The sequence below is a fragment of the Paraburkholderia sp. SARCC-3016 genome (assembly GCF_031119615.1).
Classification (GTDB): domain Bacteria; phylum Pseudomonadota; class Gammaproteobacteria; order Burkholderiales; family Burkholderiaceae; genus Paraburkholderia.
Window position 1 is genome coordinate 132362 of record NZ_JAVHZD010000020.1, and the last position, 17765, is coordinate 150126.

At 62.7% G+C, this 17765-nt stretch carries 4 protein-coding genes and 1 pseudogene; 4 read left to right on the forward strand and 1 reads right to left on the reverse strand.

Annotated elements, in window-relative coordinates; all coding sequences use genetic code 11:
* Positions 1–252: 252 nt before the first annotated feature.
* Together QYH69_RS20890 and QYH69_RS20895 are read left to right on the forward strand one after the other, a co-directional pair.
* The gene (locus QYH69_RS20890) at positions 253–4776 is read left to right on the forward strand and encodes a filamentous hemagglutinin N-terminal domain-containing protein (protein WP_308833711.1); all 4524 of its coding nucleotides are present in this window, start codon (positions 253–255) and stop codon (positions 4774–4776) included.
* Between the two features lie 56 nt (positions 4777–4832).
* Entirely contained in the window at positions 4833–12821 is a 7989-nt protein-coding gene (locus tag QYH69_RS20895; protein ID WP_308833705.1) for a filamentous haemagglutinin family protein, read from the forward strand.
* A 111-nt stretch (positions 12822–12932) separates the two neighbouring features.
* Here the strand turns inward: QYH69_RS20895 and QYH69_RS20900 are convergent, their stop codons facing one another.
* On the reverse strand, positions 12933–14204 hold the full coding sequence (locus QYH69_RS20900) for a substrate-binding domain-containing protein (protein ID WP_308833706.1): 1272 nt from the start codon (positions 14202–14204) through the stop codon (positions 12933–12935).
* Between the two features lie 791 nt (positions 14205–14995).
* Between QYH69_RS20900 and gspD the strand changes: the two genes are divergently transcribed.
* Both gspD and QYH69_RS20910 read left to right on the forward strand, forming a co-directional pair.
* A complete protein-coding gene (gene gspD / locus QYH69_RS20905; protein ID WP_308833707.1) occupies positions 14996–17461 on the forward strand; it encodes a type II secretion system secretin GspD in 2466 nt (821 codons plus the stop codon).
* A pseudogene (locus tag QYH69_RS20910) lies at positions 17458–17765 on the forward strand (type II secretion system protein GspE); the annotation flags it as partial. The gene gspD and the pseudogene QYH69_RS20910, both read left to right, overlap by 4 nt.

Consider the following 17765-nt stretch of genomic DNA (forward strand, 5'->3'; position numbering starts at 1 on the left):
GGCAATAAGGTGCGTAGCACCGGAAATACGATTGCCATGGCGGGTCCGTAACGTCTGAACGTTTATCGCCAGCGAAGGCGATTTCGGGGATTGCGTCTGCGGCAGTGCGTTCAGCGCACCGTGGAGGCGAGCGACAAATTTGTGTTCGGGGAAGCAGAAATGGCGGCACGCGCGCGCGTAGAAAAACACGTACACCAGTCACCGATCGTATTGAGGGCGAATGTCCGGCCAGTGTGCCGGGCGATTGCGGTGATGGTCGCAGCAGGCTTCGCCGCGCACGCGCATGCGGGCATGATCAATCTCGGTTCGGCGGGCGGTCGCGTGCCGGGGAGCACAGGTGGTGCGGGCGGCGGCGGGATCCCGAATCTCGGGATATCGCCGCAGCAGGCGTTGCAGGCGAGCCAGCCGTCGATTCGCAATCTCGCGAACGCGGCGCACGGCATCGCGCAACAGATTGCGGCTCAGCAGGCGGCGGCTGCGGCCGCGGCGGCGAATGCGGCGAACGTGCCGAACGGCCTGGCGCCGGGCGGATTGCAGGTGGGGCAGGGTGTCACTTTCAATGCGGATGGCACGCCCACCGCTGCGACGTCGAATCTGAACAACCCGAATCTGTGGATCAACGCGAATGCGCCGAAGCAGGGCGTCGACTCGAGTGGCCACGTAACGGTTGAAGTCGATCAGACTTCGCAGAATGCAGTGGCGACGTGGACGACGATGAACGTCGGCAAGCAGACGACGCTGTATTTCAACCAGTCCGCGGGTACGCAGTCCAATGGCGCGAACAACTGGGTGATCCTGAACCGGATCATGGATCCGACGGGCCGGCCGAGCCAGATTCTCGGCAATGTGAAAGCCGAAGGATCGGTGTTCGTGGTGAACCGCAACGGCATTCTGTTTGGGGCGGGGTCGCAGGTTAACGTGCACTCGTTGCTCGCGTCGTCGCTGGATCTGCTCAATACGACGGATACGCCGACGCAGGGCCCGAGCGACATTGTGAGCAGCAACAAGCTGTTCCTGAACATGCAGCCGGGGACGCAAGGCGGGTTGGCAGCGTTGGAATCGGTGGTGCAGGGCAGCAGTGGCCAAACGGGTGCGCCAAACGAAGTGCTCGGACTTGGCAATCGGGTCAAGGTGAATTCGGCGACCGACTACGTGCTGCCGGGCAACATCACGATCGAGCAGGGCGCGTCGATCACCACGCAGACACAAGGCACGGTGAGTGATGGCGGCTTCGTGATGATCGCCGCGCCGAATGTGACGAACGGCGGCAGCATTACGGCGACCGGCGGTCAGGTGATACTGGCGGCCGGTGTGGGCGTGGCCTTGAGCCCGAATCCACTGGCTCCGCAGCAGTTTTTGCCCGAGATCAGCGGGCAACTTGTGGTACCCATCGACCAGGTCGATTCCGTCGACATTACGCCGGCAGGCTCTCTCGTCAATACCGGCATCATTCAGGCCGCGCGCGGCACGGTGGATCTGCTCGGCAGTAGCGTCGCGCAGAACGGCGTGGTGGGTGTGACGACGAGCGTGAACACGCCGGGCAACATCACAATTTCGACAGTCGACGAGAACCCGGCGAACACGCCTGGTGGAACGGCCTATCCCGGCCAGACCTTGGTGACCACGGCCGAGGGTGGAGGTGCGGACAGTACGAACCGCGCAGGCCTGCTGACCTTCGGCCCGGGTTCGGTGACGACGGTCATGCCCGACACGGACGGCGAGACGGCAACCTCCGCGCCGGGCACGACCTTCACGCCGGGCAGCGTCAACATGACGGCGGGCTCGGTGTGGTTCCAGTCGGGTTCGCTGATCGAAGCGCCTGGTTCGACCGTGTCGGTCGCCGCGCTCACGCCTTCGGCGGCGTTGGATGCGACGCCCCCGGGAGATACCGCTGTACCGGGCCGCATTCTTCTGGATAGCGGCGCGACGATCGACGTGTCGGGGCTCTCGAACGTCGAACTGCCGATCGCCCAGTCGCTTGTGACCGTGCCGCTGATCGGTGGCAACGAACTGGCCGATTCGCCCCTATTGCGCGACGGCTTTCTGTTCGGCCTGAAGAATGTGGTGGTGGACAGCACGCTGTCGGGCACGCGCAGCGACGGCGTGCAATGGGTCGGCAGCCCGCTGCTCAACCTCGCCGGTCTTGTGAGCCTGATTCCGCGCACGGTCGACCAGTTGCTGGTCAACGGCGGCACGGTGACGCTGGCGGGTAACGAGGTGATGACCGCCGCGGGTTCGTCGCTGAACCTGAACGGCGGCTATGTCCATTTCCTCGGCGGCATGGTCAACCCGACACGCCTGATCGACTCGAGCGGGGCGATCGTGCCGATCGGGCAGGCCAGTCCGAACGACACCTATGTGGGAATCGCCGGGCAGTTCGTCGACAACCATCCGCGCTGGGGCATCTCGAATTCGTACTTCGACCCGCTGCTGTCGGGCGGCACGTTCGAGGGCGACTTTATCGTTGGCGGCAATGCCGGCACGCTGAACATTTTCGCGTCGAGTTCCATGGTGCTCGATGGCGATATCACCGCGCAGGCGCTGAGCGGCTCGAAGCAGGTGCAGGACAACAACCAGGCCACAGGCGGCACTTTCAACCTCGGAGCGGATCCGTCCTCAAATGTGCCGGGCAGTCTCGCTGCCCTTACCCAAGGCGCCAACACTGAGGCCAAGGGTTTATCCGGCACGGTCATCCTGCAGAACAGCGCGCCGCAGCTGGATAACCTTGCGGCAAACTTCTCGATCGACACACCGATTGATACGGCCGCACAGAACGCGCTGTCCGCGACCGATCCGAACAATGTGCTGGCCAACACGGTCGTGCCGACCTCGACGCTGTCCGACGGCGGCTTCGCGAACGTGAACGTCACGGAAGACAACGTGCGAGGCACGGGCTTTGTCGTGCCTGCCGGAACCCAGCTCAATCTGCAGCCTGGCGGTTCGTTGACGCTGAAAGCGCCGAATGTCGCGAACGCGCAGATCGATGGCCACCTGGTCGTCCCGTCCGGCACCATATCGATTTTGCTTTCGGAGAATTCAACGTTCACGGCCACCCCGACCGAGGGCAACATCGTCCTGGGCCCCGATGCGATACTGAGCACGGCCGGCCAATGGGTGAACAACGACACGCAGTTTGCAGCCGGCACGACGACGGGCGACAGTGAGTTCATCAACGGCGGCAGCGTGATATTAGGCGCCGGATACGGAGTCGACCTGCAGCCGGGCAGTCTGATCGATGTATCGAGCGGCGGTGAGGTCCAGGCCAACGGCCAGATGCTGATGAACAACGGCATTGCCCAGGGCAAGGGCGGCAGCGTCACGTTACAGACGCTACTCGACCAGGCGGGCTACCCCGCGGTGCTGCCGACCGATCCGCTGTTGCATATGGATGGCACGATCCGCAGCTTCGGCTTCTCAGGCGGCGGCACGCTCACGCTCGAGGTGCTCGGTATCCAGATTGGCGGCGACCCGGCTTCGGCGCCGTCGTACGCAACCGTGTTGCCGACTGACTTCTTCGCGCGGCAGGGTTTCGGCAACTACGTGCTGAACGCGTATCTCGACGCAACCGTTGCGCCCGGCGCAACAGTCGATGTGACGCAGCAGAACCTGTTTCCCAATGTACAGGCCTTGCAGCAGACCGCGAGCGGAGCCAACCTGTCCGAGGGCGGGCTGACGACAGTCGGCACCACCGATGCATTCGACCGGCAGCCGACTGATCTTGTTTTGACGGCCGGTGGTTATGCCGCGTGGCACGTCACAAACAACTCGACGGGGGGGGCGCCGCCAGTCGTGCCCGACTACCCGGGCGTCACCGGCGCGGTGACAATTGGCGAAGGCGCGTCCGTTGTCGCAGATGCGGGTGCGAGCATCGGTCTGGGCTCGCCTGCGCAGGTCACCGTGCTGGGCTCGCTGATCGCACCGGGCGGCTCGATCGCGTTGATTGCCGATAGCGGTCACGGCTCATCATTCGAGCTGACCGGGCAATACGACGGTGCCGGAGGGATCTTTACGGGCCCTGGCAAGTCGGTGTGGCTTGGCCCCGACTCCTTGCTCGACGTCGCGGGCGTCGCACTGACCGATCCGTTTGCCGCGCCGGTGCAGAATGGCCTGAGCACGATCGTTCCGGTCACAGGCAAGGTGCTCGCTGGCGGTTCGGTAACCATCTCGGACGATTCAGGGTACATCGTCGCGCAGGCCGGGTCGCGCATCGACGTGTCGGGCGCGTCGGCGAATTTCGATCAGTTCCAGGCGAACAGGCAGTTTGTGTCGCAGCCCGTGTGGAGCGATGCGGGTTCGATCACGCTGGTAGCCTCGAGCGGCCTGCTTTTCGACGGCACGCTCGACGCACGCGGCGGTGCGCCGCTGGCGCAAGGCGGTACGCTGTCGATCATGTTCGATCCAGCCGTGTCGAGTACGCCGTTCGGCGTGGGGGGCGACCAGCCTCTACTGCCCGGCGCGACTGCGCTGATTATTCAGCAGAGCGGGGAATTCGTGCCTGCGGGCCTCCAGCCCGGGGATAGCTTCGCTTCAGCCATCGGAACACCGGCGGGCGTGCTGCAGTTTGCAGCCGACCGCCTTGACGGATCGGGTGTCTCGACGCTTGTGCTCGGCGCGCCAGCCAATTCAGCAACGCAAGATACTGTGCCGATCGCGTTCAGTGGCAACGTGAATCTGAACCTGGCGCAGGCGGTCGTCATCAATGCGCAGACAGTCGCTGCACTGGGCAGCAATGCGATCAGTCAGCTGTCGTCGACCACGACGCAAGTCGGATCGTAGCCATGTCGTTCTGTGAGCCAAGGAGTTGGTAGAATGTTTTGTCTTCCTAAGACCGCTTGGCCTCCGACTTGCCCTACGTTGCGTTCGTCGGCCCCACATTTGTCGGCTCAGCCGGCACACCTGTCTTCCCCGTTTTTGCTCTAGGCGATGGCACGCTGAACGTCAACGCGTCGTTCATCGATCTGGAAAACCAGTTCCAGCTGAACAACTTCGGGCAGGCGAATTTCACGAGCAGCGGAGATATCCGGCTGAGCTCGACGAATGGCAACGCAACCAACAACACACTTGAACCTGGCGTGCTTTTCACGCCCGGTAATCTGACGTTCAAGGCAGCGGACCTGTATCCGTCCACCGGCTCGACGTTCATTCTCGATGCGGTCGGCCCCACCACCGATGCGAATGGTGACCGCGCGCCGACTAACATCACGTTTGAGGCGAACGGCGCCTCGGACGTACCGCTGTCGGCGGGCGGCACGTTGCTGGTCGACGCGACCGATATCGTGCAGGCTGGCACGGTACGCGCCCCGGCCGGCAGCCTGATTTTCGGTGTCGGCGATTCGAACGATGCCGCTACGCTGGCCCAGTTCAACTGGGGCACCAGCTCCCCGGCGCCGCTGGTCTCGACAAACTCGGTCACGTTCGCGAGCGGCAGTCTGACGTCGGTATCGGAAGAAGGCGCGATCATTCCGTTCGGCACAACGGTCGACGGTGTTGAATGGCAGTTCAATCCGGTCCCGAATGCAAACGCGGCACCCGATATCACTGCACCGCCCTCGAAGTTCGTGGGTGCTAACGGCAGCAACGTGGCGCTCGATGCGGGCGCGACCATCGACCTGTCGGGTGGCGGCGATCTGCAGGCGCAGGAGTTCGTCGCAGGCACCGGCGGCACGCGCAATCTCTTGCAGCAGTTCAGCGTGAGCTTTGCGTCGAATGCGAGCGGCACCGCGGTACCGGTGACGGCAAACGGGTCGAACGTCTACGCGATCCTGCCCGGCAAGCAGTCGCCAGTCGCCGCATATGACCCGATGTTTGCGCAGAACCTGCAGCCGTCGACTAACCCTAACGGCTCGGCAAGCACCACGACAAAGAGCAATGGTGTGGGCCAGGCCGGGCTGAACAACGCGGTGGGGCAGTCCGTCTATCTGTCGGGCGTGCCAGGCCTGCCAGCAGGCTTCTACACGCTGCTGCCGGGCATGTATGCGACGCTGCCGGGTGCGTTCAGAGTAACGGTATCGTCTGCCACTGGCCCGGTTGCACCGGGCGCGAGCCAGACGCTGCCTGACGGTACGGTCCAGGTGGGCGGCTACTTCGGCAATTCGCTGTCCGGCACGCGCAGCGCGACGCCGACGCTGTTCGACGTGCAGTCGGGCAAGGTGTGGCAGCAGTACTCGCAATTCACGTTCACGAGCGCCAACGCGTTCTTCCCGAACCTCGCGGCCAATGCAGGCAACGTCACGCCGCAACTGCCGGTCGATGCGGGCCAGCTGGTGCTGTCGGCAAAGACCGGGCTGTCGCTCGGCGCAAAGCTCGATACCGCGGCGGGCCCCGGCGGCGCGCCGGCGGAAGTCGATATCGCCTCGCAGGACATCCAGATTATCGGCAATGGCGAAGCCGCCTTGCCGGGCTATCTGCAGATCAGCGCGGACCAGCTCGATGCGCTTGACGCGGGCAGTCTGCTGATCGGCGGAACGCGCAAGCAGACGAATAGCGGCTTCACGATCGACGCGATTTCCAACAGCGTGGTGGTCTCGAACGATGCATCGGATCCATTGACCGGACCCGAGATTCTGCTCGTCACGAAGACGGACCCGAGCGGCGCCGATGCGAATGCGAAGACTGGACTGCGCATCGACGCGGGCAGCGTGATCGAGGCACAAGGCACCTTCCCGGCGGCGAAAGATCTGCCGATCACCATTGGCGCGGTGGCGGGCAGTGATGGCACGGGCGCGGTATCGGGCGACGGCGCGCTCCTGCGTGTGTCGAATGGCGCAGATGCAGTGGTGACGCGCCTCGACACAACGGATGCATCAACGAACCCCGGCCTGCTGACGGTCGGCGCCGGCGCGACGCTGACCGGCGGTCAGTCGCTCGCGCTCGATTCGTCGGGCAACCTGAAGTTCGACCCGACCGCAACGTTCTCCGGCAACACCATCGCGGTGGACGGCTCCGCGATTACGTTCACGGACCAGTCGGGCGAAGCCGCGGCTTCCCTGCCGGGCTTCGTGATCGGCGCGGCACAGCTTGCACAACTGTCGAACGCACAACTGCTGATCCTGCGCAGTTCGGGCGCAATGAACTTCGACGGCAACGTCGATGTGACCTTCGGTCCGAACGTCGACCTGAGCGCGGGCCTGTTCGTGAGCGATGGCGGCGCGACGACGCTGAACGGCAAGCAGATCGAATTCACGAATGAGCTGGGCGGCCCGGCGACGAACGGCGCAGCCGGTAGCGGCACGCTGACGGTCAACGCCAACGAAATCGACTTCGGCACGGGCGACAAGACGACTGCGGGCTTCGGCTCGGCCGTGTTCAACGCGACAGGCGGCATTGTCGGCCAGAACACGGGCACGTTCGATTTCGGCGCGCTGCCGGTGACGATCAGTGCACCGGTTTACCTCGCCGACACCAGCTCGAATCAAAACATCACGACGACCGGTTTGCTGACGCTGAATGCGGCTACCGGTACGGCGCTCCCCCTGACACCGGTTGGTGGAGAAATCTCGTTCACGGGCGGCACGCTCAACGACAATGGCGCGACGATCGAGGCGCCGTCAGGCAACGTGACGCTCGAAGCGACCACCGGCGATCTGACCATCGGCACCGGCTCGCTTGTCAGCTCGGCGGGCGTCTCGAAGCAGTTCTTCGATCTGCCCGTATTCGCACCGGCGGGCTCGATCACGCTGACGGCGGACCAGGGCAGCGTGAATGTGCAAAGCGGTGCGACACTCGACTTCTCGGGTGCGAGCGGCGGCGGTGGAGCAGGCAGCGTGTCGCTCTCGGCGCCGGATCAGGTCGTGAACCTGAATGGCACACTCAAGGGCAGTGCCGCAACGGGCTTCCTGGGCGGTTCGTTCTCGCTCGATACAGGTGGCGCGGTCGATCTCGACAGCCTTGCGTCCACACTTGCATCAAGTGGCGTGAACAACGTGGTCTCGGTGCAGACGAATGCGGGCAACCTGACGCTCTCCGCTGGCAATACGATTACCGCACATCAGGTCTCGCTCACGGCCGATGGTGGCGCGGGCGGTGAGAACTCGGACGAGGGTAAGGTTATTATCAGCGGTACGATCAACGCGTCCGGTATCGCCGGCGGCGAGATCGACCTGTTCGGCAAGAGCGGCGTCGATATCGAGGGCTCGCTGATTGCGACGGGTGCCAGCGCGACGGAGCGCGGCGGCATAGTGAACATTGGCACGAGTGCGAATCCGGATACGGTGAACGGCGTTGTGCAGCTCGATCCGACTTATGGGTTCGAAAGCGTATCGGCGACGAACTCGGGCGTCATCACGCTGGGCGCGAATGCGGTGATCGATGTGTCAGGGGGGACTGCGGGCGGCCTGTCCGGCGGCACGGTGAACTTCCGCGCACCGCTGCTCGAAAACGGCGACGTGAACGTGACGATTGCGCCGACTGCACAGATCAAAGGCTCGCGTGCGACCACGCTCGAGGCCTACGCGGTGTGGAGCACCGACGATCCGCTCACGAACGGCGCGGCCCAGCACTTCGACGGTGTGGTCGATCCGGCTGGCTGGTACAACTCCACCGTGCAGGACGGCGGTCCGCCATCGATGGTATCGGGCAGTTGGACCGACCAGAACGGTAACCCATTGCCGCCGCCGACGCCGGATCAACTGGCGGATTATCTGAAAAACGATTTCTTCACCCCTGACCCGGGTGCGGCGAATACCGCGCACGAGACCTTCTATGGCTACCTGAACGGTGTAGCGCCGACGAACGGCGATCCGACCACGGCAACGCCCGGTACGCTGATGGGCTTTGTCGAGAACTTCTCGCTTGCGTCTTCGGTAGCGTCGCGTTTCTCGAACTTCCAGAATTTCGCAGTCACGCCAGGCATCGAACTCGATAACCCTGACGCGCGGATCAACAACGGCGATATTTCCGTCCTGACGACCTGGAACCTCGGGGCGGGCACGTCACCGACAAATCTCGCATTTCGCTTTAACGGCCAGGCGCCGGTTATTACGTTCCGCGCCGAGCACGACCTGAATGTGAAGGCTAGCCTGACCGACGGGTTCTTCCAGATTGCAAACCCTGCTACGCCGCCGGTGTCCGTTTTCTTGCCGGACAGTACGGACTATACGACTGTCGTCAACCTGCTTAGCGATCCGACAGCGAACCCATATGGAAGTGGTCCGCTTAGTGGTTATCTGGGCACTATTGTCCAGTTGCCGCAAGACTTATCGTCGAGCGATCCGACCACGGAGGCCATGATCCAGGAGTACTACGCTCTTTACAGGGCGTATGAGGACTTCCTGCTCGCGCCCATTCCGATAGTGCCGGGGTTTGTCAATGTGCAGGGTATTGCTGCATTGCTTGCTAGCCCGGGCCCGGCGGCGGTGGCGCCGGCGCCGCCATCCAGTGGGGATCAGGCGAACACTCCCGGTCTCTATCTGCTGTATCTGAATCAATATGAGGCTTACCTCGATACTAATCTCTCGACTGGCGCCCTCATCCAGTTACCCGCTCCCCCCATACCGGAGCCTGTTAACGTCGTCACCAATGGCACCCCGACTACCGGCGGCTCGATCGTCACGGTCTCCGGGCCGGCGGTAACCGACAATACCCCGGCGCCGGTCGCTTCGGCTGCAAACCCATTGCCGACACTCTCGGCGACGTTGAATGGCGGTTCCAGTTCGACCTTCCGGCTGGTTGCGGGTGCGAATTTCGAAAGCGCGAATCCGCTCGCGCTGCAGGCGGCGGAGGTGGTGAAGTCCGCTCAGCGTGGCAATGTGACACTCAGCGGGCAATTCCAGTTCGTCGATCCGGACGGCGGCGTCGTGCTCGTGCCGACGATGGTTCGCACGGGCACCGGGTCGATCGACGTAGCGGCGGCAAACGATGTTTCGTTGTTCGATCCGACGGAGAATCCGGATGACCTGATCGTGCCTGGTGTCATCTATACGGCAGGGGCGCCCGCTGCGGATTCTCCGACTGTAAATCCCACAGCATCGTTCCTGCCAGGTAGTCCCAATCAGGGCCGCCCGGATCTAGTTGTAACCACACCTGTCAATCCAGACTCGGCAGGCGATATCTCGATCCATGCGCAGGGCGATATCAACGGCCTTGAGAATGTTGTCGACACAACGGGCGCGGTGACCGGCAATGCGGGCGAGAATATCAGTCAGTTCTGGGCATCATGGATGCAAACCGGCAACGTGTCCGGGCCGGTCGGCCCGGCGGGCCAGCAGCAGACGGTGCAAACGTCGATCAACTTCGGCGCATTCGATCAGGGCGTGATGAGCCTCGGCGGAAATGTCTCGATCAGTGCGGGCGGAAACATTTCGGACCTCGCGGTATCGTTGCCGACCACCTGGTATCTAACGAACGCGAACACCAGCAGCCCGACGGTCAACACGGTAGGGGGCGGCAATCTCACTGTCACGGCTGGCGGCGACCTCTTTAGCGGTGACTACTTCGTCGCGAAGGGCACGGGAACGATTACAGCAGGCGGACAGATCGGCTTTGACTTGACGGTGCCATCGCTTTCGTCGCAGCCTGTTCCAAGGTCTGTGGCCCCTATCTTTGCTGCACAAGACGGGGTGTTCGACATCACTGCCCGGCAGGGAGTGGATATAGGCGCAGTCGTTGATCCATCGTATTTTGCGGGGGGAGATGGGCAGGGTTACTCGGCGTCGTCAGCATTGAATGTCGAGTCGACGACGGGAGATATCCTGTTCGGTACGCTCGACGTGACGGCCTTGCGGCCGCTCGTCAATATGATCTCGACTCCCGCCAGTAACGTTTTGCCTGCGACGGTGGATCTGACCGCGTTCACCGGCGGCATTACGGTTCAGTCTGGTGGATCTCTTTTCCCGTCTGCGACAGGGAATCTGAGTCTGATTGCGGATCAGACGATCAATTTGAACGACACGGTTAGCAACAATTCTAGTCGCCAGGGAGCCAGCCCCGTGTTTGGCATGCTGGACATTGATCCTTCAGCAATGCCGTCCCCGCTCGATCCGGATGCACCGGTTCCACTCCCGGACGATATCGGGTCTGCCGCCCACGCGCAGACTCCGCTGCATGCAGACGATACAAATCCGGTGCGCGTCTACAGTCTTAATGGCAGCATTGTCGACGGCTTCCTCGAGTCGACAGGTGCGACTGCCGGCTTCTATGACGACCTTCTCGCGCTGGTGGTCGACAAGGCAGCCTTCATCCAGGCGGGATGGGACATTCTTAATCTGTCGTTTCAGGGGCAGAATCTGCGAGAGGATGACGTCACAAGAGTTATCGCCGGGCGCGATATCGCAGATACGCCGTTGCCACCGAATAACAGCGGTGCGGTACCGGGACTGGTGCTCGGTGGCCCGGGCACGTTTGACGTCGAAGCAGGCCGCAATATCGGCCCCCTGACAAACGAACAGCAGTTCGTTGACTCGCATGCGTTTGGTATCAAGCCCAACCTGCCGACAGTACTTGGCATCGAAACCGTAGGCAATGCCGACAATCCGAATCTGCCCCACGAAAGCGCAAACGTACAGGTGCTGTTCGGTATCAGTCCCGGGGTTGACTATAGCGGTTTCATCTCGGCCTATATTGATCCGGCCAGTTCTGTACCGGGCGTGCCGAGTGCAACCCCTGCGCTGATCACCTTCATGGAGCAGTACGACGCTGGACAGGGCGTCGATACTGGGCTGGCGCATGACAATGCCGCAGCACAGAACAGCGTCGGTACGCTAACAGCGGCACAAGCGTGGGCGCAATTCCAAGTGTTGCCATCCTTTGTGCAGCATATTTTTGCGCAGCAGGTGCTCTTCAACGTGCTGACCGACGTTGGCAACGACTTTAACAATGCGGCCAGTCCGTTCCATGGCCAGTTTGCGCGCGGCTATCAGGCAATCAATACGCTTTTCCCCGCATCGCTCGGCTACACGGCTAATAGCCTGGACGGCGGCACGAACGGCGCCAACAAGCTGGTTCAGACCGGTAACCTCGATATCCGTAGCACGACCATCCAGACGCAGCAGGGCGGTAACGTTTCGATATTTGGTCCGGGAGGTCAGGCACTCGTCGGCAGCACGTCCGCACCGCCGGAAATCGTTAACAGTTCCGGGCAGGTGGTCGCCGGGCCGGGGACGATGGGCGTTCTCACGCTCGAGCAGGGCGACATCAACATCTTCACCGACCAGAGCGTGTTGCTCGCGCAAAGCCGCATCTTCACCGAGCAGGGCGGCAATATGACGATCTGGAGCTCGAACGGCGACATCAACGCGGGTAAAGGATCGAAGTCGTCGGCCGATGTTCCGACGCCGATCTTCGCGTGCGATCCGAACCACTTCTGTGCTGTCGATGCGCGCGGTGAAGTGACCGGGGCCGGTATCGCAACGCTGCAGACCATTCCAGGCGCGACGCCGGGCAACGTCGACCTGGTCGCGCCGCGCGGGACTGTCGATGCAGGCGACGCGGGCATTCGCGTGTCCGGCAACCTGAACGTTGCGGCGCTGCATGTGGCGAATGCGGACAACATTCAGACACAAGGCACGAAAACGGGTGTACCGACGGTGGCAGCGGTAGATACCGGCGCGCTAACTGCGGCAGGCGCGACGACTTCGGCGGTGAACCAGATGGCGCAGGATATCGCGAAGCGCAATGCGTCAGGCGTTCCGCACCGCCACTGGATCATTTCGGTGCGAGTGGAAGGGTTCGGCGATGACGACGATAACAACGCGAAGAAGCGTAAGCCACAACAAGTCGGCTACGACTCGTCGAGCGCGGTTTCCATTATTGGATTTGGTGGAGTCGGACAGACGCAGAAGGCGGTGTTGAGTACGAAGGAGCAAGAGGGGTTGGGGAAGATCTGACGACGGGGGAGGCCGCATGATCCGGTCGTAGGAACATGCGGCGGCTGATGTGCGGGTCCGAGTCAGCGCCTGGCGATTACGCCGCACTTTGACGCCAGGCGCTTCAGCCGATTAACGGCCGGCGATCGCGCCGCACTTCGTCGAGTTGCCGATACCGAGGGTATTCGTGCTCGTCAGGAAGTCGTTGGTGATCGCCGTCAGGAAGCCAGAGGGCACGCTGTCAAAGCCATTGTTGTGCAGCAGCGTGGCGTTGCTTGCCGAATAGTGCTGCGTGAGGAAGTCCACTACCGAAGCCGTAACCGACGGCGTGTTGCCATGGTTTGCATAGCACTGGCTGACGATGATCTGGCTCGTGCCCGAGATCGGGTAGCCGGTCGTCGGGTTGCTTGCGTTCGGCACCCATGCGGCCGGATTGCTGGCAGTGAGGACGGTCGGCGCGCCGGCCGTACCTACAGCTGCCGTCGCGTTCGCGAACGTCGGGATAACGTCCGTGTTCGTCGACGCGTTACGCAGGCTGGCCACTGCCAGTTGGTTCGCCGCAGCCGACGCGCTCGACGGAGCGAGGGACGTATTCGTCCAGTCCGGGCTGAGGTAACCGACGGCAGCTACCGTGCCAGGCGACTTGAAGGTATCCAGCAGTGCTGCAACACCGCCGCTGCCCGAAGCCGGCTTGAAGTTGCTCGGAGGCGTCGACGACGGGAACAGGCTCGCGAAGCCTTGCGTTTCCACGAACGTGATCGACGAGGTGCCGGCTGCCGGGCAAACCTTGGCCAGATGAGCCGTCAGCAGGTCGGTCGTACCGCTGTTGTCGGAACGATAGACCACCGTGATTGCGGCAGCCGGGTACTTCGAACCATTGTCCGGGTTCGTGACCTGGTTCCAGTTCGTGAAGTTGCCGGAGAAGATGCCGCAGAGGTCGGCGTCATTGAGCGCAACCGTCGGCGTCGTGCTGTTCGGCAGAGCCGGACCCGTGCCCGTCGGACCGTTTACGAGCGGAATCGTGATCGGCGTGACGATGTACGGAATCTGGATCAGCGCGCCGTCGGTCTTAGCGCGGCCAGCCTGGTACGTCGAGATCTGAGCCGTCGACAGCGGTGCATCGCTGTTCGCGAAGTTCACCGTGGCGCTGAGGCCTGCGCTGAATTGCGTCGAGTCGTTGTTCAGGAACGCCGATTGACCAGCGCCCGAGCCAACGCCGAAGTACGTGATCTTGCCGTCGGCAACCGGGAAAGCTGCGCTTTCCGAACCGATCGTCGGCTGAACGAGCGTCGAGCCACCGCCGAGCAGCGACGGAGCCGTTTGAGCCATTGCTGCCGAAGCAACGCCAAAGCCCGAGAGAACCAGTGCTACAGCCAGGCTGATCTTACGCTTACTGGATTTCATGAAAATTCCTTCAAGTGAAGATAACGGGGGAACCAGCTGTGAAACAGTGACGCGATTGCGTCGACTGCGTGGAGCAATTTAGACGTTAATTGGCGGAATGAGCGTGAATTTTTAGTAACGGATGGTCCGTAACATTTTGCCTGCGCCAATTGGCCGATAGACATTCGAATTGAATAGCGACTTTAAATGGAAGCTAAGCGCCATCCTTGACAAGGCTGTCCATGCGCGCCCGCGACAGCGCGTGCCATGTCGGCAGGCAGCCTTGCTGGGCAAGCCGCCGAACCTTATTCCGTAAGGTTCGGCGCGCCGACCCAACGCGCGAACCGATGCGCGATAACTTCGCATGCACCACAACTTGCCTTACCCGTTCAAACAAACCAAAAGAGCCGCCAAACAATCATTGCGGCAATAAATCTTATCGAAGACCCGCATAAAACCTTAAATCCGTTTTAACTCGTCTAGACGATCGAACATTTAAATCACCTGTGGCCGTTTTAAACCCAACCCCAAGCGGACCACGCAAATAACCACAAATCACCACACCCGCCATGCCTGAAACGGCGGCGTCAAAATGTTACGCAACACCTGTCACAAAATTGCTCTGGTGCGCTGCTTAGTCTTTGCCGGCGAATCCAGATGCGTCGCATCGAACGCAACGGCTTTGCGAGTCACGCGCCGCATCGCGCCTGCGCGTCCGTATCGGCCCGCGCCGCATGCCCGGCATCGAATTCAGGTCTATGACACGCACACGCTCCCGTTTCCGCCGTCGCTCCGCTGCCGCTACCTGCACGATGCTGGTTCTCAGCCTGCTGTCGAATCCGCTCGCGCGTGCACAGCCACAGTCACAGCAGCAGCAGGTCAACCTCAGCTTTTCGAACGTCGATATCAGCCAGGTCGCGAAGGCCATCGGCGCCGCCACCGACACCACGATCATCGTCGACCCGCGCGTCAAAGGGCAGCTCAACCTCGTTTCCGATAACCCCGTCAGCAAGGAACTCGCACTCAAAACGCTCGAGTCCGCGCTGCGTATGCAAGGCTTCTCGCTCGTGCGCGATGGCGGCATCCTCAAGGTCGTGCCCGAAGCGGACGCGAAGCTGCAAGGCGTGCCCACCTATGTTGGCAACACGCCGAAAGCGCGCGGCGATCAGGTCATCACACAGGTCTTTCGCCTGCGCAACGGCTCGGCAAACAGCCTGCTGCCCGCGCTGAAGCCGCTCGTCAGCCCCAACAACCAGATCGCCGCCTATCCGGCCGACAACACGCTGATCGTCACCGACTACGCGGACAACGTGCGCCGCATCGCGGACATCATCGCGGGCGTCGATGGCGGCGGAGGTGGGGCGCAGAAAGTGGCCGTCGTGCCGCTCAATCACGAAAGTGCGGTCGACCTCGAGCCGGTCGTGCAGAAGATGCTCGACCCGAGCAACATCGGCAACACCGATGCGACGCTCAAGGTGTCCGTTACCGCGGACCCGCGCATCAACGCGCTGCTGCTGCGTGCCAGCGACCCGGGCCGCATCCGCGATGCTAGAGCGCTGATCGCGCAGCTCGACGCACCGACGCGCACGCCCGGCAATATGCACGTCGTGCGGCTGCAGAACGCGAACGCCGCGGAGCTCGCGAAAGTGCTGCGCGGCATGCTCGGTTTGGGCGGCGGCGATAGCGCGTCCGATTCGGATAAGGGCTCGAAAAGCTTCAACGACGGCAACGGCGGCTTCGGCAGCAAGAACGGCAGCAGTAGCAGCGGATCGAGCAGCGGCATGTCGTCGTCGACGGGCACCGCGGGCTTGCCGCCGCTGCCCGGTTCATCGGATAGCAGCAGCGGCGGGTCGACCTATGGCAGCGGCGCGAGCGGCGGTCCCGGCGGCCAGGGCGGACTGATCGCCGGCGCGCGTGGCGGCGGCTTCGGCAGCGACAACGGAACGAACGGCCTGATTCAGGCGGACCCCGCGACGAATTCGCTCGTCATCACCGCGCCCGAGCCCGTCTACCAGAACGTGCGCAACGTGATCGACCAGCTCGACGTGCGCCGCGCGCAGGTTTATCTGGAAGCGATGATCGTCGAGATGAGCGCGACGTCGGCTGCGAATCTTGGCGTGCAATGGCAAGGCGCGGTGCAGTCGGGCGGCGGCAACAACATTCTGTACGGCTCGACGAACTTCAATACGTCGACGAGCCAGGGCATCGTGAACCTGACCGCGCAGGGCCAGTCGATTGCGCAGAATCTGTCGACTCTCGCGTCCACCACGCTGCTCAATAACGGCGTCAATATCGGGCTGATTCACCAGTTCGGCAATTTCTTCGGGCTGGGCGCGCTCGTGCAGGCGCTCTCGACGGTCAGCGACGCGAACATTCTGTCGTCGCCGAATCTGATCACGCTCGACAACGAAGAAGCGCGCATCGTGGTCGGCTCGAACGTGCCGATTCAGACCGGTTCGATCGCGACGGGAACCACGGTGACGAGCGGCAACGTCAGCGCGTTCAACACGTTCGATCGCGAAGACGTCGGCATCGTGCTGCACGTCAAGCCGCAAATCACGCAGGGCGGCACGATCAAGCTGCAGATCTATTCGGAAGACTCGTCGGTCGATCAGACGTCGATCAACAACCCGGGCGGCGTGACGATCATCAAACGCTCGGTGCAGTCGACGGTGCTGTCCGACGACGGCGAAATCGTCGTGCTCGGCGGGCTGATCCAGGACAACTACGCGGACGGCAACAACAAGGTGCCGCTGCTCGGCGATCTGCCGCTGATCGGCTCGCTGTTTCGCGCAGAAAACAAAGCCCGCACGAAGACTAATGTGATGGTGTTTTTGCGGCCCGTGATTGTTCGCGATGGTCAGACGCTGGCCGATATTTCCGCGAATCGCTATGACTATGTGCGGCGACAGACTACGGATCTGCCTACCGATAACCGCATCATTCGCGATCACGATGTGCCGGTGCTGCCGCCGCCCGCGCCATCGCCCGCGCAAGGCGTGCCGGCGCAGGATGGGCTTTTCGATCTGAACCGGATGACGCGGCCGGCGCCACCGCCGCCACCACCGCCGCCGCCGGCTAAGCCGGTAGGGGCGGCGCCTGCTTCGGGTGCGGTGGCGGATCCGCCCTCGAGCGCCGCGCCGAACGTGAGCAGCAATACGCCGAACGTAGTGGTCGGCGCCCCAATGGTCTCCGTTGCACAGCCGCCGGGCGCGACCCCTCTCATCGATCCGTCCTCTTCTGCAACGGGCAATTTCCAAAGAACGGATCAGCCATGACGGACGAAGCCGTGTTCAGCGCTATCGCTGCGCCCGCTGCTGAACCGCGCGAACCCGCGCGAATCGATACATCGCGGATGCTGCCTTATGGTTTCGCGCGCAACGGTCAGATCCTGCTCGCGAATCAGCACGACGACGGCACGATCGAAGTCTGGATCAGCGACCGCACGCCGATCTCGGCGATTGCCGAGGTGTCGCGCAATCTCTCGAAGGTGTCGCTGGTTTGCATGCCGGCCGACGAGCTTGCGCAGGCGATCAACACTGCCTATGCGCGCCAGGACGGCAGCGCCGCGCAGGTGGTCGG